Source organism: Citrobacter sp. Cf136 (genome assembly GCF_030333815.1).
In the GTDB taxonomy this organism is placed as follows: domain Bacteria; phylum Pseudomonadota; class Gammaproteobacteria; order Enterobacterales; family Enterobacteriaceae; genus Citrobacter; species Citrobacter freundii.
The window spans coordinates 1,538,573-1,555,621 of sequence record NZ_JAOWFE010000032.1 but is presented as its reverse complement, the minus strand read 5'-3'; the positions used below and the strand labels follow the sequence as shown (position 1 = coordinate 1,555,621).

General features: G+C 49.7%; 19 protein-coding genes. 8 read left to right on the top strand and 11 right to left on the bottom strand.

What is annotated here, in order from left to right; all coding sequences use genetic code 11:
- The first annotated feature begins 89 nt into the window (after window positions 1-89).
- The 6 genes from pabC to ptsG all read left to right on the top strand — a co-directional run bounded on the left by pabC (window position 90) and on the right by ptsG (window position 6,091).
- Window positions 90-899, top strand: coding sequence for an aminodeoxychorismate lyase (gene pabC / locus OGV98_RS12050; RefSeq protein WP_202580616.1), 810 nt, complete (start codon window positions 90-92; stop codon window positions 897-899).
- 2 nt (window positions 900-901) lie between these two features.
- Window positions 902-1,924 (top strand): cell division protein YceG, encoded by a 1,023-nt coding sequence (gene yceG / locus OGV98_RS12045; protein ID WP_202580615.1) that lies wholly within the window; start codon window positions 902-904, stop codon window positions 1,922-1,924.
- Window positions 1,914-2,555, top strand: coding sequence for a dTMP kinase (gene tmk / locus OGV98_RS12040; protein ID WP_003036268.1), 642 nt, complete (start codon window positions 1,914-1,916; stop codon window positions 2,553-2,555). The genes yceG and tmk overlap by 11 nt, the downstream gene beginning before the upstream one ends.
- On the top strand, window positions 2,552-3,556 hold the full coding sequence (gene holB / locus OGV98_RS12035; protein ID WP_032948994.1) for a DNA polymerase III subunit delta': 1,005 nt from the start codon (window positions 2,552-2,554) through the stop codon (window positions 3,554-3,556). The genes tmk and holB overlap by 4 nt, the downstream gene beginning before the upstream one ends.
- Window positions 3,557-3,566: 10 nt before the next feature.
- A complete protein-coding gene (locus OGV98_RS12030) occupies window positions 3,567-4,364 on the top strand; it encodes a metal-dependent hydrolase (RefSeq protein ID WP_032936194.1) in 798 nt (265 codons plus the stop codon).
- Window positions 4,365-4,657: 293 nt separating this feature from the next.
- A complete protein-coding gene (gene ptsG / locus OGV98_RS12025; protein WP_003836725.1) occupies window positions 4,658-6,091 on the top strand; it encodes a PTS glucose transporter subunit IIBC in 1,434 nt (477 codons plus the stop codon).
- A 55-nt stretch (window positions 6,092-6,146) separates the two neighbouring features.
- Here ptsG and OGV98_RS12020 read toward each other — a convergent pair whose 3' ends face one another.
- The 4 genes from OGV98_RS12020 to OGV98_RS12005 form a co-directional block, all read right to left on the bottom strand.
- The gene (locus OGV98_RS12020) at window positions 6,147-7,925 is read right to left on the bottom strand and encodes an aminopeptidase P family protein (RefSeq protein ID WP_202580613.1); all 1,779 of its coding nucleotides are present in this window, start codon (window positions 7,923-7,925) and stop codon (window positions 6,147-6,149) included.
- Between the two features lie 16 nt (window positions 7,926-7,941).
- Entirely contained in the window at window positions 7,942-9,396 is a 1,455-nt protein-coding gene (locus tag OGV98_RS12015) for an AMP nucleosidase (RefSeq protein ID WP_003836722.1), read from the bottom strand.
- 118 nt (window positions 9,397-9,514) lie between these two features.
- Window positions 9,515-10,831 (bottom strand): shikimate transporter, encoded by a 1,317-nt coding sequence (gene shiA, locus OGV98_RS12010; RefSeq protein WP_003036285.1) that lies wholly within the window; start codon window positions 10,829-10,831, stop codon window positions 9,515-9,517.
- A gap of 244 nt (window positions 10,832-11,075) precedes the next feature.
- The gene (locus OGV98_RS12005) at window positions 11,076-11,270 is read right to left on the bottom strand and encodes an N-acetyltransferase (protein ID WP_202580612.1); all 195 of its coding nucleotides are present in this window, start codon (window positions 11,268-11,270) and stop codon (window positions 11,076-11,078) included.
- Between the two features lie 97 nt (window positions 11,271-11,367).
- Here OGV98_RS12005 and OGV98_RS12000 point away from each other — a divergent pair, with 97 nt between their 5' ends.
- On the top strand, window positions 11,368-11,589 hold the full coding sequence (locus OGV98_RS12000; RefSeq protein ID WP_003036289.1) for a hypothetical protein: 222 nt from the start codon (window positions 11,368-11,370) through the stop codon (window positions 11,587-11,589).
- A gap of 410 nt (window positions 11,590-11,999) precedes the next feature.
- Here the strand turns inward: OGV98_RS12000 and OGV98_RS11995 are convergent, their stop codons facing one another.
- The 7 genes from OGV98_RS11995 to tssD form a co-directional block, all read right to left on the bottom strand.
- Window positions 12,000-12,482, bottom strand: coding sequence for an adhesin (locus OGV98_RS11995; protein WP_286551538.1), 483 nt, complete (start codon window positions 12,480-12,482; stop codon window positions 12,000-12,002).
- A gap of 20 nt (window positions 12,483-12,502) precedes the next feature.
- A complete protein-coding gene (locus tag OGV98_RS11990) occupies window positions 12,503-13,285 on the bottom strand; it encodes a peptidoglycan-binding protein (protein ID WP_237665900.1) in 783 nt (260 codons plus the stop codon).
- A gap of 156 nt (window positions 13,286-13,441) precedes the next feature.
- Window positions 13,442-13,849, bottom strand: coding sequence for a thioredoxin family protein (locus tag OGV98_RS11985; protein ID WP_138828379.1), 408 nt, complete (start codon window positions 13,847-13,849; stop codon window positions 13,442-13,444).
- 13 nt (window positions 13,850-13,862) lie between these two features.
- Entirely contained in the window at window positions 13,863-15,119 is a 1,257-nt protein-coding gene (locus OGV98_RS11980) for a HEAT repeat domain-containing protein (protein ID WP_257665747.1), read from the bottom strand.
- A gap of 21 nt (window positions 15,120-15,140) precedes the next feature.
- Window positions 15,141-15,479 (bottom strand): HNH/endonuclease VII fold toxin-2 domain-containing protein, encoded by a 339-nt coding sequence (locus OGV98_RS11975; protein ID WP_286551534.1) that lies wholly within the window; start codon window positions 15,477-15,479, stop codon window positions 15,141-15,143.
- Window positions 15,480-15,527: 48 nt separating this feature from the next.
- Entirely contained in the window at window positions 15,528-15,668 is a 141-nt protein-coding gene (locus OGV98_RS11970; protein WP_286551532.1) for a hypothetical protein, read from the bottom strand.
- Window positions 15,669-15,735: 67 nt separating this feature from the next.
- Window positions 15,736-15,909 carry a type VI secretion system tube protein TssD gene (tssD, locus tag OGV98_RS11965; RefSeq protein ID WP_286551530.1) on the bottom strand — a complete coding sequence of 58 codons (174 nt, stop codon included), beginning with the start codon at window positions 15,907-15,909 and terminating at the stop codon, window positions 15,736-15,738.
- 624 nt (window positions 15,910-16,533) lie between these two features.
- Between tssD and tssB the strand changes: the two genes are divergently transcribed.
- The gene (gene tssB / locus OGV98_RS11960; protein ID WP_049001340.1) at window positions 16,534-17,031 is read left to right on the top strand and encodes a type VI secretion system contractile sheath small subunit; all 498 of its coding nucleotides are present in this window, start codon (window positions 16,534-16,536) and stop codon (window positions 17,029-17,031) included.
- Window positions 17,032-17,049: the final 18 nt, after the last annotated feature.

Below are 17,049 nucleotides of genomic sequence, written 5' to 3'. Positions count from 1 at the left end.
GCTTGTCGGGCCTTTTTTTATTCGGTTTTCCGCCCTTGTCCTGTGTTACTCATCCTGCCAAACTAGCGGACCAGAAATAAGGAGCCACCATGTTCTTAATTAATGGCTGCGAGCAGAATATGCTGGCAGCAAGCGATCGAGCGACCCAATTTGGTGATGGCTGTTTTACCACTGCCTGTATTATCGACGGCGAAATCCCTCTCTTTGCAGCGCATCTTGAGCGTTTACAAGACGCTTGCCAAAAACTGCTGATCTCTTTTGAAAATTGGTCCGAGCTGCAAAATGAAATGAAAATGCTGGCGAAAGGGCACGTACGCGGGGTGTTGAAAGTGATTATCAGCCGTGGCAGTGGAGGCCGGGGCTACAGTGGCAAAAATTGTCACAGCGCCACACGCATCCTCTCCGTTTCAGCCTGGCCCGTTCATTACGATCGTTGGCGGCAAGATGGCATTATGCTGGTGCTAAGCCCAGTACGTCTGGGACGTAATCCACTGCTTGCCGGGCTTAAACATCTGAATCGACTGGAGCAGGTGTTGATTCGCTCTCATCTTGAACAGACGGACGCAGATGAAGCACTGGTTCTTGACAGCGAGGGATGGGTTACGGAATGCTGTGCGGCTAATTTGTTCTGGCGTAAAGGTGATGTGGTTTACACGCCTCGCCTGGATCAGGCCGGAGTAAACGGCATTATGCGACAATTCTGTATCCGGATGCTGGCACAATCGCCATTCAGTATTGTCGAAGTGTATGCCGGGTTGGAGGAGGTTATGCAGGCTGATGAAATCGTCGTCTGTAACGCGTTAATGCCCATTATTCCCGTGCGTGCCTGTGGCGACACATTGCTGTCTTCACGTTTGTTATTCGATTTTTTAGCCCCACTTTGTGAGCACCCGAATTAGTCATGAAAAAACTGTTACTCGTTGTCCTGTTATTGCTGGTTGTGCTGGGCATTGCCGCGGGAGTGGGAATGTGGAAAGTTCGCCATCTGGCGGACAGTAAATTATTGATTAAAGAAGAGACGATTTTTACGCTGAAAGCGGGGACGGGCCGCCTGGCCCTTGGCGAACAGCTGTATGCGGACAAGGTTATTAACCGTCCACGCGTGTTCCAATGGCTGCTGCGTGTGGAACCTGAACTGTCGCATTTTAAGGCCGGAACCTACCGTTTTACACCCGACATGACGGTTCGGGATATGCTGCAACTGCTGGAAAGCGGAAAAGAGGCGCAGTTCCCGTTACGTCTGGTTGAAGGGATGCGCCTAAGCGATTACCTGAAACAGCTGCGCGATGCCCTGTATATCAAACATACGTTAAGCGACGATAGCTATGAGACCGTGGCCCAGGCGCTGAAACTGGAAAACCCGCAATGGGTGGAAGGTTGGTTCTGGCCAGATACCTGGATGTATACCGCCAATACTACTGACGTAGCGTTGCTAAAACGCGCGCATCAGAAAATGGTTAAAGCGGTGGATACTGTCTGGGAAGGGCGCGCTGACGGCCTGCCTTATCAGGACAAAAATCAGCTGGTAACCATGGCTTCTATTATTGAAAAAGAGACTGCGGTTGCCAGCGAGCGTGACCAGGTGGCTTCGGTGTTTATTAACCGTTTACGTATCGGTATGCGTTTACAAACCGATCCGACGGTGATTTACGGTATGGGGTCACGTTATAATGGCAAATTGTCGCGCGTGGATTTAGACACCCCGACCGCTTATAACACCTATACCATTACAGGACTGCCACCTGGCCCGATTGCCATGCCGGGAGAGGCATCGTTGCAGGCCGCGGCACATCCGGCAAAAACGCCGTATCTTTATTTTGTGGCTGACGGTAAAGGTGGCCACACGTTTAACACCAATCTTGCCAGCCACAACCGGTCCGTGCAGGATTACCTGAAAGTGCTTAAGGAAAAAAATGGGCAGTAACTATATCGTCATCGAGGGCCTGGAAGGCGCCGGAAAAACCACCGCGCGTAACGTAGTGGTAGAGACACTTGAGCAACTCGGTATTCGTGACATGGTTTTCACCCGCGAACCTGGCGGCACGCAACTGGCTGAGAAACTAAGAAGCCTGGTGCTGGACATTAAGTCGGTGGGTGACGAGGTTATCACTGACAAAGCCGAAGTTCTGATGTTTTACGCCGCGCGCGTACAACTGGTCGAAACCGTTATTAAACCTGCGCTGGCGAAAGGCGCGTGGGTAATTGGCGATCGTCACGATCTGTCTACCCAGGCGTATCAGGGTGGTGGACGTGGTATCGATCAAAACATGCTGGCAACCCTGCGCGATGCAGTGCTCGGCGATTTTCGCCCGGATCTGACTATCTATCTGGATGTGACGCCAGAAGTCGGGTTGAAGCGTGCCCGTGCACGCGGCGAGCTGGATCGTATTGAGCAGGAATCTTTCGATTTCTTTAATCGTACCCGCGCGCGCTATCTTGAGCTGGCTGCCAAAGACGCCAGCATTCGCACTATAGACGCTACGCAGCCGCTGGAGGCTGTGATGGCTGATATTCGCAATACCATCACCCAATGGGTGAAGGAGCAGGGCGCATGAAATGGTACCCATGGTTACGACCGGATTTTGAAAAACTGGTGGCCAGCTACCAGGCGGGTCGTGGTCACCATGCGTTACTGATTCAGGCGTTACCCGGAATGGGCGACGACGCGCTTATTTACGCCCTCAGCCGCTATTTAATGTGCCAGCAGCCGGAAGGACATAAAAGCTGCGGACAGTGCCGTGGCTGTCAGCTGATGCAGGCGGGGACGCACCCTGACTACTATTCGCTGCTGCCAGAAAAAGGCAAAAGCACGCTGGGGGTTGATGCTGTACGCGAAGTCAGTGAAAAGCTGTACGAGCATTCGCGTCTCGGCGGTGCGAAGGTCGTATGGATCCCTGATGCCGCCCAGTTAACCGATGCCGCCGCCAATGCCCTGTTGAAAACGCTGGAAGAACCCCCGGCACAGACCTGGTTTTTCCTCGCCAGCACAGAGCCTGCTCGTTTGCTGGCGACATTACGCAGCCGTTGTCGGTTACATCATCTTGCGCCACCTCCAGAGTCGTATGCTATCTCCTGGCTTGCTCGTGAAGTGACTGCGTCGTCAGAAGCGCTGCTTAGCGCGTTACGTCTAAGTGCCGGTTCGCCAGGCGCGGCACTCACGCTGTTACAGGCTGAAAGCTGGGCGCACCGTACAGATTTTTGTGCGGCACTGGTGAATACATTAAACGCCGGTGATTGGTATATCTTGCTCGCGGCGTTAAACCACGATCAGGCTGCCGCCCGTTTACACTGGCTGGCAACGTTGTTTACGGATGCGTTGAAACGTCCGTATGGGATTGCCCATTTAACCAATCCCGATGCCCTGGACCTGATATCTTCCATCGCAGAACGGTTATCCGTTGCCCAGATACAGGCGATACTCGGTGACGTTTGCCATTGCCGTCAGCAGTTGCTGAACGTGACGGGCGTAAACCGCGAGCTGGTATTAACCGATCTTATTCTTCGTATTGAGCATTACCTGCAACCAGGCACCGTACTGCCTGTTCCCCATCTTTGAGAGAGACATTATGTTTTTAGTCGACTCACACTGCCATCTTGATGGCCTGGATTATCAATCTCTGCATAAGGACGTTGACGACGTGCTGGCGAAAGCGGCCGCACGCGATGTGAAATTCTGTCTTGCCGTTGCAACCACCTTGCCAGGATACCGCAGTATGCGTGAACTGGTTGGTGAGCGTGACAATGTGGTTTTTTCCTGCGGCGTGCATCCGTTAAATCAGGATGAAACCTATGATGTTGAGGTGCTGCGTCGTTTTGCCGCCGAAGAGGGGGTTGTGGCGATGGGAGAAACCGGACTGGACTATTTTTACACGCCGGAAACAAAGGTGCGCCAGCAGGAATCTTTTATCCACCATATTCAGATTGGCCGTGAGTTACAGAAGCCAGTTATCGTGCATACCCGCGATGCGCGAGCCGACACGCTGTCTATTCTGCGCGAAGAAAAAGTGACGGATTGTGGCGGCGTACTACACTGTTTTACAGAGGACAGAGAAACGGCGGGCAAATTACTGGACCTTGGATTCTATATCTCGTTTTCCGGCATCGTCACGTTCCGAAATGCAGAGCAGCTCCGTGATGCTGCCCGCTATGTTCCTCTGGACCGGTTATTGGTCGAGACGGATTCTCCTTACCTTGCGCCTGTACCGCATCGTGGAAAAGAGAACCAGCCCGCCATGACTCGTGACGTTGCAGAGTACATGGCCGTAGTGAAAGGTGTTGCCGTTGAAGAACTGGCGCAGGCAACCACTGATAACTTTGCCCGCCTGTTTCACATCGACGCTTCTCGCCTGCAATCCGTTCGTTAACTGACTTTTTTTAAAGCTCGTAATTAATCACTAATGCGAGTAAAGTTCACCGCCACAAAATGGGCGGTGAATAACCAGCTTGACACATTCAGAAACGCATTTTATCGGAATGTGCGGATTTTGCGGCCATTCACGACTGAACTGTGATAGCCGTCAAACAAAAACAAACTGAATTATTTTACTCTGTGTAATAAATAAAGGGTACTTAGATGCCCTGTACACGGCGAGGTTCTCCCCCCTCGCTAATGCGTGAGAACGTAGAAAAGCACAAATACTCAGGAGCACTCCTAATTATGTTTAAGAATGCATTTGCTAACCTGCAAAAGGTCGGTAAATCGCTGATGCTACCGGTATCCGTACTCCCAATTGCAGGTATCCTGCTGGGCGTCGGTTCCGCTAACTTCAGCTGGCTGCCAGCCGTTGTATCGCACGTAATGGCAGAAGCAGGCGGTTCTGTTTTTGCGAACATGCCGCTGATTTTTGCTATCGGTGTTGCGTTAGGCTTCACTAATAATGACGGTGTATCTGCACTGGCATCCGTTGTTGCTTACGGCATCATGGTTAAGACCATGGCTGTTGTTGCGCCGCTGGTTCTGCATTTACCTGCTGAAGAGATCGCAGCTAAACACCTTGCTGATACGGGTGTTCTCGGAGGGATTATCTCCGGTGCGATTGCAGCGTATATGTTCAACCGCTTCTACCGTATTAAATTGCCTGAGTATCTTGGCTTCTTTGCGGGTAAGCGCTTCGTTCCTATCATTTCTGGTCTGGCTGCTATCTTCACCGGTGTGGTTCTGTCCTTCATTTGGCCGCCAATCGGTACTGCTATTCAGACGTTCTCCCAGTGGGCTGCATACCAGAACCCGGTCGTGGCGTTCGGTATCTATGGCTTCATTGAACGCTGCCTGGTGCCGTTTGGTCTGCACCATATCTGGAACGTTCCATTCCAGATGCAGATCGGTGAATACACCAACGCTGCAGGTCAGGTGTTCCACGGCGACATCCCTCGCTATATGGCGGGTGACCCGACTGCGGGCAAACTGTCCGGTGGCTTCCTGTTCAAAATGTACGGTCTGCCGGCTGCTGCTATCGCTATCTGGCACTCTGCTAAACCAGAAAACCGCGCGAAAGTGGGCGGTATCATGATCTCCGCTGCGCTGACCTCGTTCCTGACCGGTATTACCGAGCCGATCGAGTTCTCCTTCATGTTCGTGGCGCCGATCCTGTACATCATCCACGCGATTCTGGCTGGTCTGGCATTCCCGATCTGTATCCTGCTGGGTATGCGTGACGGTACGTCGTTCTCCCACGGTCTGATCGACTTTATCGTTCTTTCCGGTAACAGCAGCAAGCTGTGGCTGTTCCCGATTGTTGGTATCGGTTATGCGATCGTTTACTACACCATCTTCCGTGTGCTGATTAAAGCGCTGGACCTGAAAACTCCGGGTCGTGAAGATGCTACTGAAGACAGCAAAGCAGGTGCGACCGGTGAAATGGCTCCGGCTCTGGTTGCTGCATTCGGCGGTAAAGAAAACATCACTAACCTCGATGCGTGCATCACTCGTCTGCGTGTCAGCGTGGCTGACGTTGCTAAAGTGGATCAGGCTGGCCTGAAGAAACTGGGTGCGGCGGGCGTTGTGGTAGCTGGTTCCGGTGTTCAGGCGATTTTCGGTACTAAGTCCGATAACCTGAAAACTGAAATGGATGAGTACATCCGTAACAGCTAAGCAGTAAGAAATTGGGGAGAACTAAGGCAGCCTACGGGCTGCCTTTTTTATTGCATTAATTAGCCTGAACGCGAATCGGCGCGGTGACGGCGAACAGCCACGGACGAGCCTCTGCATTCACGCGAGGGGATAACGTCTCTCTGACCTGCTGGTGGTAATCATCAATCCATTGCTTTTCAGCTTCACTCAACAGATGCAGTTCAACCAGGTTCAAATCAATCGGCACCAGCGTCAGCGTTGAGAAACGACAGAAGCCTGGACGACTGTTGATAATCTCCACCTGGTTCTCAATACGGATCCCATATTGCCCGGCCAGATAGTAACCCGGTTCGATAGTGATGATATTGCCCGCGACCAGAGGCCAGGGGTTTACTTTCTTGGCAATGCGATGGGGTTGTTCATGGATAAGCAACTGGTGGCCTACGCCGTGTCCTGTTCCATGATCAAAATCCAGGCCTAAATCCCACAACGCCCGACGGCTAAAGGCATCCAGTTGATGGCCCTGAGTGCCGCTGGGAAACTGCAGTGAAATAAGCGACAAAAAGCCTTTCAGCACGGCGGTGTAATGCAGACGACGTTGCGGATCCTGTGGACCAAACGCGAAGGTACGCGTCGTATCCGTCGTACCATTGTGGTACTGGCCGCCGGAATCATTCAGATACATGGCCTGCGAGGTAATTGGCGTATTGGTTTTTTCACTGGAGTGGTAATGACACATCGCCGCATTGCTGGCAGAGGCCGATATCGTGCTGAAGCTTTGCTCAATAAATCCCGGCTGCTGCTGGCGAAATTCCAGTTGCTTCGCCTGGGCTTCCAGTTCGGTGACCGGATTGCCAGCCGCTTCGCGCAAAGGGACTTCATGGGCCAGCCAGGCAAGGAAATTAACCCAGGCAGCGCCATCTTGTTCATGGCATTCCCGATAGCCCGCCAGTTCAACGTCATTTTTGTGGGCTTTCATCAAGGTGATGGGATCAGGGGCCCATAAGACGTTGCCACCGTGTTCTTCAATGGCAAAACGCAACGCAACCGGGGCGTAGTCTTTATCGACCAGGAAGCGTTTCCCACTGGCCAGTTGCTGGCAACGTACCAGGAAACTCTCTTGCGGGGCCAGCGTGAGCGTGTTCAGCAGTGATACGGGGAGTTGCTGCGTTTTGTTGCTATCCACAAACCATTCCAGCTCACCGCTGCGATGGAGCAGGGCAAACGAAAACGGTACTGGCACCATAGCCAGATCTGAACCGCGAACATTCAACAGCCAGGCAATGTTATCCGGCAGGGTAATTGCCAGTACGTCAGCCTCATGTTGAGCGAGTTGTTCCACGACGCGGGCACGCTTTTGCGTGCTGCTTTCCCCGCTGATTTCAATGGGCATTTCACGAATGATGCCGCAGGGGGCTGCCGGTCGGTCAAGCCACACCTGGTCAAAAGGATCTTGCTCAAGAGGTACCAGCTCGCAATGAGTTGCCGACAAGGCTTCAAACTGGCTGTTGACCATCAGCAGCGGTTCAAAGCCGATACGTGCACCCGCTGCAACGTGAGACTGCAAATAGTCGGCCAGCGGTTCATCGTGTAAATGATGAATTTCAAAATCATCCAGAGAGACTTCATTGCGTACCTGGACCTGATAGCGTCCATCGACAAACATTAACGCGCGATCCCGAAGGACCAACGCGAGGCCGGCAGAGCCGCTAAATCCGGTCAGCCAGGCCAGTTTATTGTCATGCGGCGTACAATCTTCGCTTTGATGAGCGTCGGCGCGCGGAACAATCATGCCATCCAGCCCCTGCGCTATCAGCAGGTTGCGCAGGGCGGAAAGAGGAGTTGAGTTGTGCATAGTTAACCTTCAGGTCTTAACGGAACGGCGGTTCGTTGAATGTACGTAATTTACGGGAGTGCAGTCGGTCGCCTTCAGCACGCAGACGATCGATAGCCCGGATACCTATTTGCAGATGCTCAGAAATAGCACCTTCATAAAAACGGTTGGCCTGACCAGGTAGTTTGATCTCACCGTGCAGCGGCTTGTCGGAAACGCACAGCAGCGTGCCGTACGGAACGCGGAAACGGTATCCCTGAGCGGCGATGGTGGCGCTTTCCATATCGATAGCCACCGCGCGACTGAGGTTGAAACGCAGCGCAGAAGCGGAATAGCGTAGCTCCCAGTTACGATCGTCGGTGGTGACGACAGTACCGGTACGCAAGCGCTGTTTAACTTCTTCACCGGGCATACCGCTGACTTCTTTGGTGGCGTCATACAGGGCGCGTTGTACTTCCGCAATGCTCGGAATCGGAATATCCGGCGGTAGTACGGCATCCAGAACGTGATCGTCACGCAGATAAGCGTGGGCCAGAACATAGTCGCCAATCGCCTGGCTTTCACGCAGACCACCGCAGTGACCAATCATCAGCCAGACGTCAGGGCGCAGTACGGCCAGATGATCGCAAATGGTTTTGGCGTTAGACGGGCCAACGCCGATATTGACCAACGTGATCCCCTGACCGTCAGCCGTGATTAAATGCCAGGCAGGCATCTGGTGTTTCTTCCAGGCGAGATCGGAGATGGCTTCTTCTGGCGCTTCGGTTTCGGCGGTGATCCAGATCCCGCCCGCACAAGAAAGCGCGATATATGGGCTGTCCGGGTCGAGGATCTGGCTGCAACCCCAACGCACAAACTCATCGACGTAGCGGGTGTAGTTGGTGAACAGTACAAAAGGTTGAAAATGTTCAACCGGCGTTCCCGTGTAATGACGTAGTCGCGCCAGCGAAAAATCCACGCGTCGGGCATCGAAGTGAGACAGCGGAGAAAATTCCGCCGGATGAAAAATCCCGTCTGCCGTTTCGTCACCAATCTGCGACAATTCAGTGGTGGGGAAATGGCGCGTTAATCCGGCGCTCATCGAGCGATCCAGCGTCAGTTCTGAACCGTCAATCACATAGGGATAGGGGATTTCATGCTGCGACGGCTCGACGGAGATATGCGCATCATAATCCTGATACAGCAGCGTGAGCTGTTCTTCAAGATACGGACGAAAAAGCGACGGACGGGTAATCGTAGTGGTATAGCTGCCCGCATGGGTAAAACGACCATAGGCTCGGGTTTTCGGGGGATTGGTGGCGATACCATCCCAGGTGACACACAGTGATGGGTAAACAAAAAGACCGTTATGGCGGGCGATTACATCAGGGAGCGTCCCTGTTTCAATATACTTACCAATGGCGCTACGCAGTGCTTTAACCGACTGCTCGTACAGCGCGTCCAGTTTATCCAGTGCCTGAGTTGGGGTCAGGCTGGAGCCCTTATTGTTCATGTCTGTCTCCTTGTTCCACAGATGTACTGCTCTCCCGATAGTATGTCACAGGAATGTGAAACAAAAGTCAGACGTTGAGGAAGATTGTGCGAAGACCGGACGGCCTCCGCACCCGGGCTTAACCGTGCTGCTTATCCCGCATCAGCAATGCTGTAGTCGCGGAAATAAGACAACCCGCCATCAGATAAATGGCTACACTGTGCCAGTCTCCGCCGGAGAATGTTACCAGTGCAGCAGCAATGAAGGGGGTAAAACCGCCGCCAACTACGCTTGCTACCTGATAACCAACGCCTGCGCCGCTGTAGCGATAGCTTGCGCCAAACAAACCGGTAAACATAGGCTGCTGTACGCAGACCACCATATCGTGTGCAATGTTGGCCAACATAATCGCGAAGAACACGATCCAGAAAATGGATTGCGCTTCTAACGCCATAAAGAACGGGAATGCGCTAAGCGTCCCGACCAGTGCGCCAGTAATGTAAACGCGCCGGCGACCAAAGCGGTCGGCGAGCCAGGCAAAGCAGGGGATGGTCAGACAGCTCAGTCCACCAACTAACAACCCGATATTCAGAAACAGTTCGCGAGGTAAGCCCAGATTCTGCGTGGAGTAATTAAGGGCAAACGCGGTGACGATATACATCGTCAGCAGTTCACACAGGCGCAGAGCGATAATTTTCAAAAACGCCCCTGGATGACGGATTAATGCCTCGACTACCGGTAGTCTCTTTTTCTCTGGTTGCGGTGCCTGCTGCTGCTGTTCGAATTCGGCCGATTCATCCATTCGGTTACGCATCCACAACGCGCCCAATACCAGCACGATGCTGAACAGGAATGGAATACGCCAGCCCCAACTCAGGAACTGCTCATCGGTGGTTTGCGAGCTAATCAGCGAGACCAGACCGGTAGAAAGTAACAGTCCGACGCCGTAACCAACCTGAACGCCGCTGCTGTAGAAGGCTTTTTTATTTTTCGGCGCGCTTTCGACCGAGAGCAACGCTGCGCCGCCCCATTCACCGCCAACGGCGAATCCCTGAATAGCACGCAGCGTCACCAGCAGAACGGGAGCCCACCAGCCAATGGTGTCAAAAGAGGGAATAATCCCGATCAGCGCAGTGGCAATACCCATCATCCAGACGGTGAGCATCAGCATACGTTTACGGCCCAGACGATCGCCGAAGTGGCCGAAGATCACCCCGCCTAACGGACGGAACAAAAATCCGACGCCAAAGGTAGCAAATGCGGCAAGTGTCCCCATCGCTGGGCTGACTTGCGGGAAGAACTCGCGGTTAAAGACCAGTGCGGCAGTAATGCCATAAAGCAGAAAATCATACCAGTCGACCACGGCACCCGCGAAGCTGCCAAGCGCAGCGCGTCGGGCGCGGTTAAGCGAAGAGGCGTCCTGTTGGGGACCCGTGGAGGTGAGGGTGGAATCCATAGTTATCCTGTCTGTACTGTTTTTTAGTTATTAGTATTTGAGTTGGGTTACACACATTGCAGTCGCAATATTAACGACCGTTATGAGATTACCGCGACAGACGGGAAGTGAAAACGATTATCTCCCTCATCTGATGGCAACATGAAAAATAAGATGAATGAAAAATCTGAATCAGGTGGAATCGTGGCCTGTCAGGAGTGTTCTGATTTCAGGCGGAGCATTAGGAGTACTGTATTTGGGGAAGCTATAAACCCACTTTCATAATGGCATACGGAGATTCAGTGAAACCACATCGCTCATAAGCACGAATCGCACGCCCGTTATCTCCGTGGACATATAAGCGAAGCTCCAGTGCCTTTTGTTCAAAGTGCGTGCGGTAGCCCAGCGCATTGAGCAATATCGCGTCGGCCGGTGTGGCGTCACGGATTTGCAATGTCATGAATGATTCCCGTCCTGGTAATAAATTGACGATTACTGAATTATATCAAAACTGTCAGTGATACAGTGGGATGCGAATATATCAGAGGCTTGTCAGTATGAAGATTGTTTTTATCCCTGCGTTGATCGTAGTCCTGATTGATAAAGAACAGGACATAGGACGGGAATTGACCCGCGATGAGGTTGAGTCCATTCGCGATGGTGCTACAGCCATCCGCCTGCCGGCCGAAGCAGCCGAGGATATAATCAGAGAGCGTGGCTACCGCGATATTGATCCTGAGAATGTCTGGCGCGAGTGGCAGGCGTATAAAGCTGACTGAATGTCGATGGGAACACACTGCTTTAGTGCCACATGAAAATTGTGCACTTACACGGATGCGTTTACTCAGCACCTGGCGTAGAGCTGAGGGGCACCTCTCTTTAAGTCATCTTAAATGACTCTGAGGTGTCTGTTAAACCCGTGGCGATTCATACGAATAATTTCTTTCTCTTCTTCCGTCCACGGGGGATATGGAACCATTAGTCTCTGTTTCTGATTGCGTAATACCCATCTGACAGCATCAAAGGTTCGCCCCAGGATTTTTGCAATGTTTTCGGTAGGTACTGTACCGTAATACGTTTTCACGAATTCCAGTTCTACCTGAGTCCAGGCTTTACGATGATTTTCAGTTCTCGTTTTTCTCATAAGCTCTTGCTCCAGATGAGACTATCCATAGCAGAGGATTTGTTTTTAAACACCGCAGTATCCAAGCATATTAAATTTCTTTTCGCCGTTTCTTGTTTTGATGATGATAACAGCTTTAATATCACTTCCTTCCTCATCCTCTGTTGAATCTGCAATCGGAGTCTGTTCCACAGTGACCGAAATGTCTTTGTTTTTGAATACTGAGATATTTTCTCCCGATGATATTTGTTTCAGTATAGTTATCTTCCCATTCAGTTTCATGATGGCAGAGTATGTACACTCTTCTCCACCCACTGGGCAAATTGCACTTTCAATATAGTTATAGGAATCCTTTTCCTTATTGTCGGCTAAGCTCAGAGTACAAGTAGAGTGCCTCAAATCATCAGTAATCTCCCCATCAGTAATCTCACCAATGTCGAAGTTATTAGCGTTTAGGTTATTCAACAGTATGTTGCCAGGTTCGGTTGCAGCACAACCAGCAATGCCAGATAGCATCAAAGCTAAGAGAAATACTATATTTTTAAGCATCGTCATCGATTCCTTGGAGATTAAGGTTTGGGAAGATTATTTTTCCATTCATTCAGATATGGTGCAGGATTTGTTATATCAGAACGCCTTCTGAAATCTCCTACACGTGTTGTAAGACTGGCCGAGGATGCTGAGTTGGTATAAATCTCCAGATGCAGCATGGACGAACCACTTTGCAGTCTCCCGACTTTAGCAATAATTTGTCCTTTTTTGACAGATGCTCCTCCAGTGTATGAACCATTAGCAATTTCGCCATAACGAAGAAGAAGGTTACCATGTCTGATTTCTACAGCATAAGTGCCCGAATAAAATGGATAGGGCTCACGAACCAGGACGCCATCAGCAACAGCATAAATTGGTGTTCCAAACGGGAATATTAAATCACAGCCAGCATGTTTGCGTGCACTTCCATCTTTAGCTTTGCGCGGAGCGCCAAATTGACGGCCTCCGTTCGTCCATAACCGTTCGGGAATTTTCGGGAAGGGAAAACAGAATCCCTCACTTGTCTCAACTACCGTATCATTTGAACCAACAGGAGGTCTGGTTGGCGAACTAGTTGAAGAACCAGCAGATGAAGCATTTATGAATGTGTCCTGAACACCTAGTTTTCGCCAGGTTTGTGGCCCCACAATACCATCATCCTTCAGCCCATTGTGTCGCTGAAATATCTTTACTGCATTATATGTATCTTTTCCAAAAATACCGTCTTCCGCGAGTTTTGGAAAAGCTTTATTTTTATTGAGTAATTGTTGTAGTTTTATTACATTGCTACCTCTTGCAAACATCCAAAGTGTTGCAGTCATATATATTTCCTTGTGAGGATTTATGATTTATTTAAATGAATAATTCAGAATGTGGCCTGAGTCAGGTGATGCCGTTACTGAATCATACATATCCACATTTAAATAACTATTTTATTTGTCGAGAATATGGTAGAAACATAATTGACAAGTATTCCATTACAAGTTTTCCTGTTTAGTTTCTCCATCTTCTAAAAGGAAATCTCTGAGCCCAGGTTCTGAAACATCTATCTTCAAATTTTTTGCACTCAATAATTTTTTAAATATTGCTACTTCTGGTTTTATCGTACCAAGAAAACAAATCTCTGTTTTATTCTGAATTAACAGAACGGGTAACACCTCTAGATCGACATCTGCAACCATATCAGGATGCTTGTCAATATCCAGCCAGACAAAACAATCAACAGAATATTCCTGTGCCAGTTGAGCAAATTTCCCCTGCCATGCCTGGCAGGATGAACACCAGTCGGCACATAAACATGCGATCAGACGACAACCACTATTGAGCATTTTACTTATCTGAACAGCATCATCACCAGGAATCAAATGGCTTCTCACCACATTCATAGTCAGTCATTCCTCATTTACGAGTATCAATCCGCGGTGCCGAGCTGTCACCAGCCGTGAGGTGCCACGATGCGGCAAAACGAACCGCCTGCGTTGCCGTGGCGAGCAGGTCATGGCAGTAGGCCGCAGAAGGTAACTTACCGAGCAGAAGTGGACCATCACTCAGATTCATTGAATGACAAGCCGTGACCACGGCAGGCACATCTGGCCATGCAAGACCGATGTCGGCATCATCAGAACTGAAACTTAACGGCTGTTCCATCTCTTTCATTCTCTCCGGTGCAGAAGAACAATACTCAGGTCTTGCCATGTCCAGCCCAGAGATGAAACCCGCTGCCCAGAAAGCCAGGCGGGCTGTGGGTTCATTTTCCATCGCTTTATATAGAACGGAAAGTTGTGCAGGATCACCATGAAAAGCGAGAATCAGCAGGCGTAAACGCTCAGGTATTGCCGTCAGAATAGTCTCCAGTCGTCTATCTCCCTGAGGAATACATAATCCTGTTATGCGTGCAATATATTCCAGTTTACGTTGTGCAAGTACCGCAGCCAGCCCACGCTGTGGTGCATTTTTTAGATGGAAAACCAGCAGATTTTGCAATTCATCCACAATATCGATACGGGGCGATAACCATGCCAGAGCCAGAACGGCTTGCTCTCTGACAGTAAAGTCATTATCTGTGAGCATCTCTGCCACAGCCTGTTGATAGCGGTGCAATCGTAATTTCCCCACTAATTCGCAGCAGACAGCCCGGATATGTGGATTTTCATGTTCCAGCAACGGGAACAGTTCTTCCTGAGGCTCTATACCTGACGAACCCATAGCCTGTAGCCAGGCTTCAAGCTTTCTTTCATCTGATGACGATTCGGCACGCCAGCGGGCCAGAATTAATCTGGTCTGAGGTTCGGGCAACCAGGCGATAGCCTCAACCATTCCCTGTAGGGAAGAGTCACTATTACCTGGGGCCATATTGTGTAATATCCTGATATGCGATGGCTCATCCTGTTCCAGAGCCAGCAACCAGCAAATAAACGCCTCACTTTCGGTTTTCCATCGTGAATAGTTCTTAAATGCTGCATCCCATCCTTCCTGACCGGCAGCACGTAAACCATCAATATGTGCATTCAGCTGTCGACGAAAATGGTGCCATTTTTGTGAAGTAACCAGCGGTGAAAAACGCCCGGTATTGAGTTGTTGCCAGTAAAACACAGCATCTCTGGCATGCTGCTGAACCAGTGGTTTTATAATTTCAACGTCAACTTTTTTATTCATAACTTCAGCCTGATAGAAACGTTATTCAAATTCCATTGAATCAAACAAGACATTCCATTCATTGCCATTACAAATTGCCACCCCCCGGTAGGCATCTCCATAAGCTTTGTCCAGTTGTGCTTTCAGACACGATTTATCACAACCATACATTGCAGCAACCTGATCAATAACAATATCTCTGGCTTTTTTATATTTAATTTCCTTCCCGGGACTTTCTTTTTTAATTAATTCCCCCGTCATCGCATGCATCATTCCATGCGAACCTGTGTGATTATCTTTCCCTTCCAGGCAGATTGTAGGGGCTTTACCTTCGGTATATTTTCCCCAACACTCTTTTGTTGGGTATTTACTCCGGGGCATCCTGTATTTCAGCTTACCATTTTCATCCCGATGTTTAGGATCATTATTTCATACCTCTCTGGCTGCGGCGGCTTTCTCCAGATCCCGGAACATGGTATCAGGTAACAGATGGTGTCCGGTTTGTCCTGGGCAGCATCCTTTTCCTTCCCAGGAGTTGGGGGCGTCGGTCTTACTAAAGGGAACGAGCATACATTTCCTGGCACGTAAACAACGATTCGCATAAGCATAAGCAGCCTGCGTTTCAGCCATTATTTCATTAGCGAGGGAGTTTTTTTCTTTTTCGGATAACGTTATGGCTGAATTCCTGCACCAGCATTTCGTCTTCATGGCCCTGAACGTAGATATTACCGACAGATTCGGCGGTGAAGGCGCGATCGGTGATCAGTCCCTGAGTTTGCCCCTTAATTGAGATGTAACACGGTGTTGGCATCTTTTAACTCCTTTGTATCATTTTACGCCAATTTCCATTAGCGAGGTTAATGTTTTCTGGTAAGCACAAAAGCATTCATAAAAAGAATGTTTTTGTGCTTATCTCAAAACGGAATTATGTATTTATCAGATGGGTCAAAGCGTGCTTTGTTTTTGCGGCTAAAGACTTAACATTGTCACCCATATTTTTACTCCACTATCTAATCATGAATAAATATTGTTTTTATCCAGTTTTGTTGTTCTGATTTTAATTGAGTCAACTGTCTTATTTATTGCGTCTATGATTTTCCTGTTTTTTATTTATTGTGGTGTTAATACTTATTCGTTGTGGAAAAATAACCTTAAAAACAATGTATTGTAATTATGTTTTTGTTGCTACTTTAACCTGCTATACCAGTATCACAGATAAAACATGTAATTTTGCGTTATTCGTCACATCATGGGATATTACTTGACGAATGAGCTAAAAGTGGTTTTAAAATTATGTTCTGAGAGTATTGTATAGCTCAGTTGATATTTTTGTCATGGCGAATTTTCATTTTAGTTTCTGGCTGTTGTTTTTATGGATGATTCTGCCTCTGTTGGCTGAATTGAACGTTAGTCATAGTTTTATGGAATATTATTTATGCGTAATCATAACGACGGGAGCATTGCTCCAAAAGAACGTATTAATGTTCGTTATATATCGAAAATAAACGGCCAGGCTGCTGAAGTGGAGTTACCGCTCAGTCTGCTGGTCACTGGCGATTTAAAAGGTAGACCAGACGACACCCCGCTGGATGAACGCCAGCCGGTGGCTATCGATAAAAACACCTTTAACGCTGTGCTGGCGCAGTCCGGCATTGAACGTAACGTTTCTGTGCCATCGGTGCTTAATGGTGCGTCGGGTGCCCGTATGGATGTCAGCCTGAAGGTGAAATCCATGGCGGATCTCTCGCCGGATAACATCGCCGCCCAGGTGCCGGAGCTGAAAAAAATGCTGGAACTGCGCGAGGCCCTGGTCGCTCTGAAAGGCCCGATGGGCAATATCCCTGCGTTTCGCGCCCAGCTACAGGCGTTGCTGGATAACGAGGAAACCCGCGAGCAGCTGATTCAGGAGCTGGGTCTAGCCAGCGGCAAATAACGTGTACAAGGATTTCAC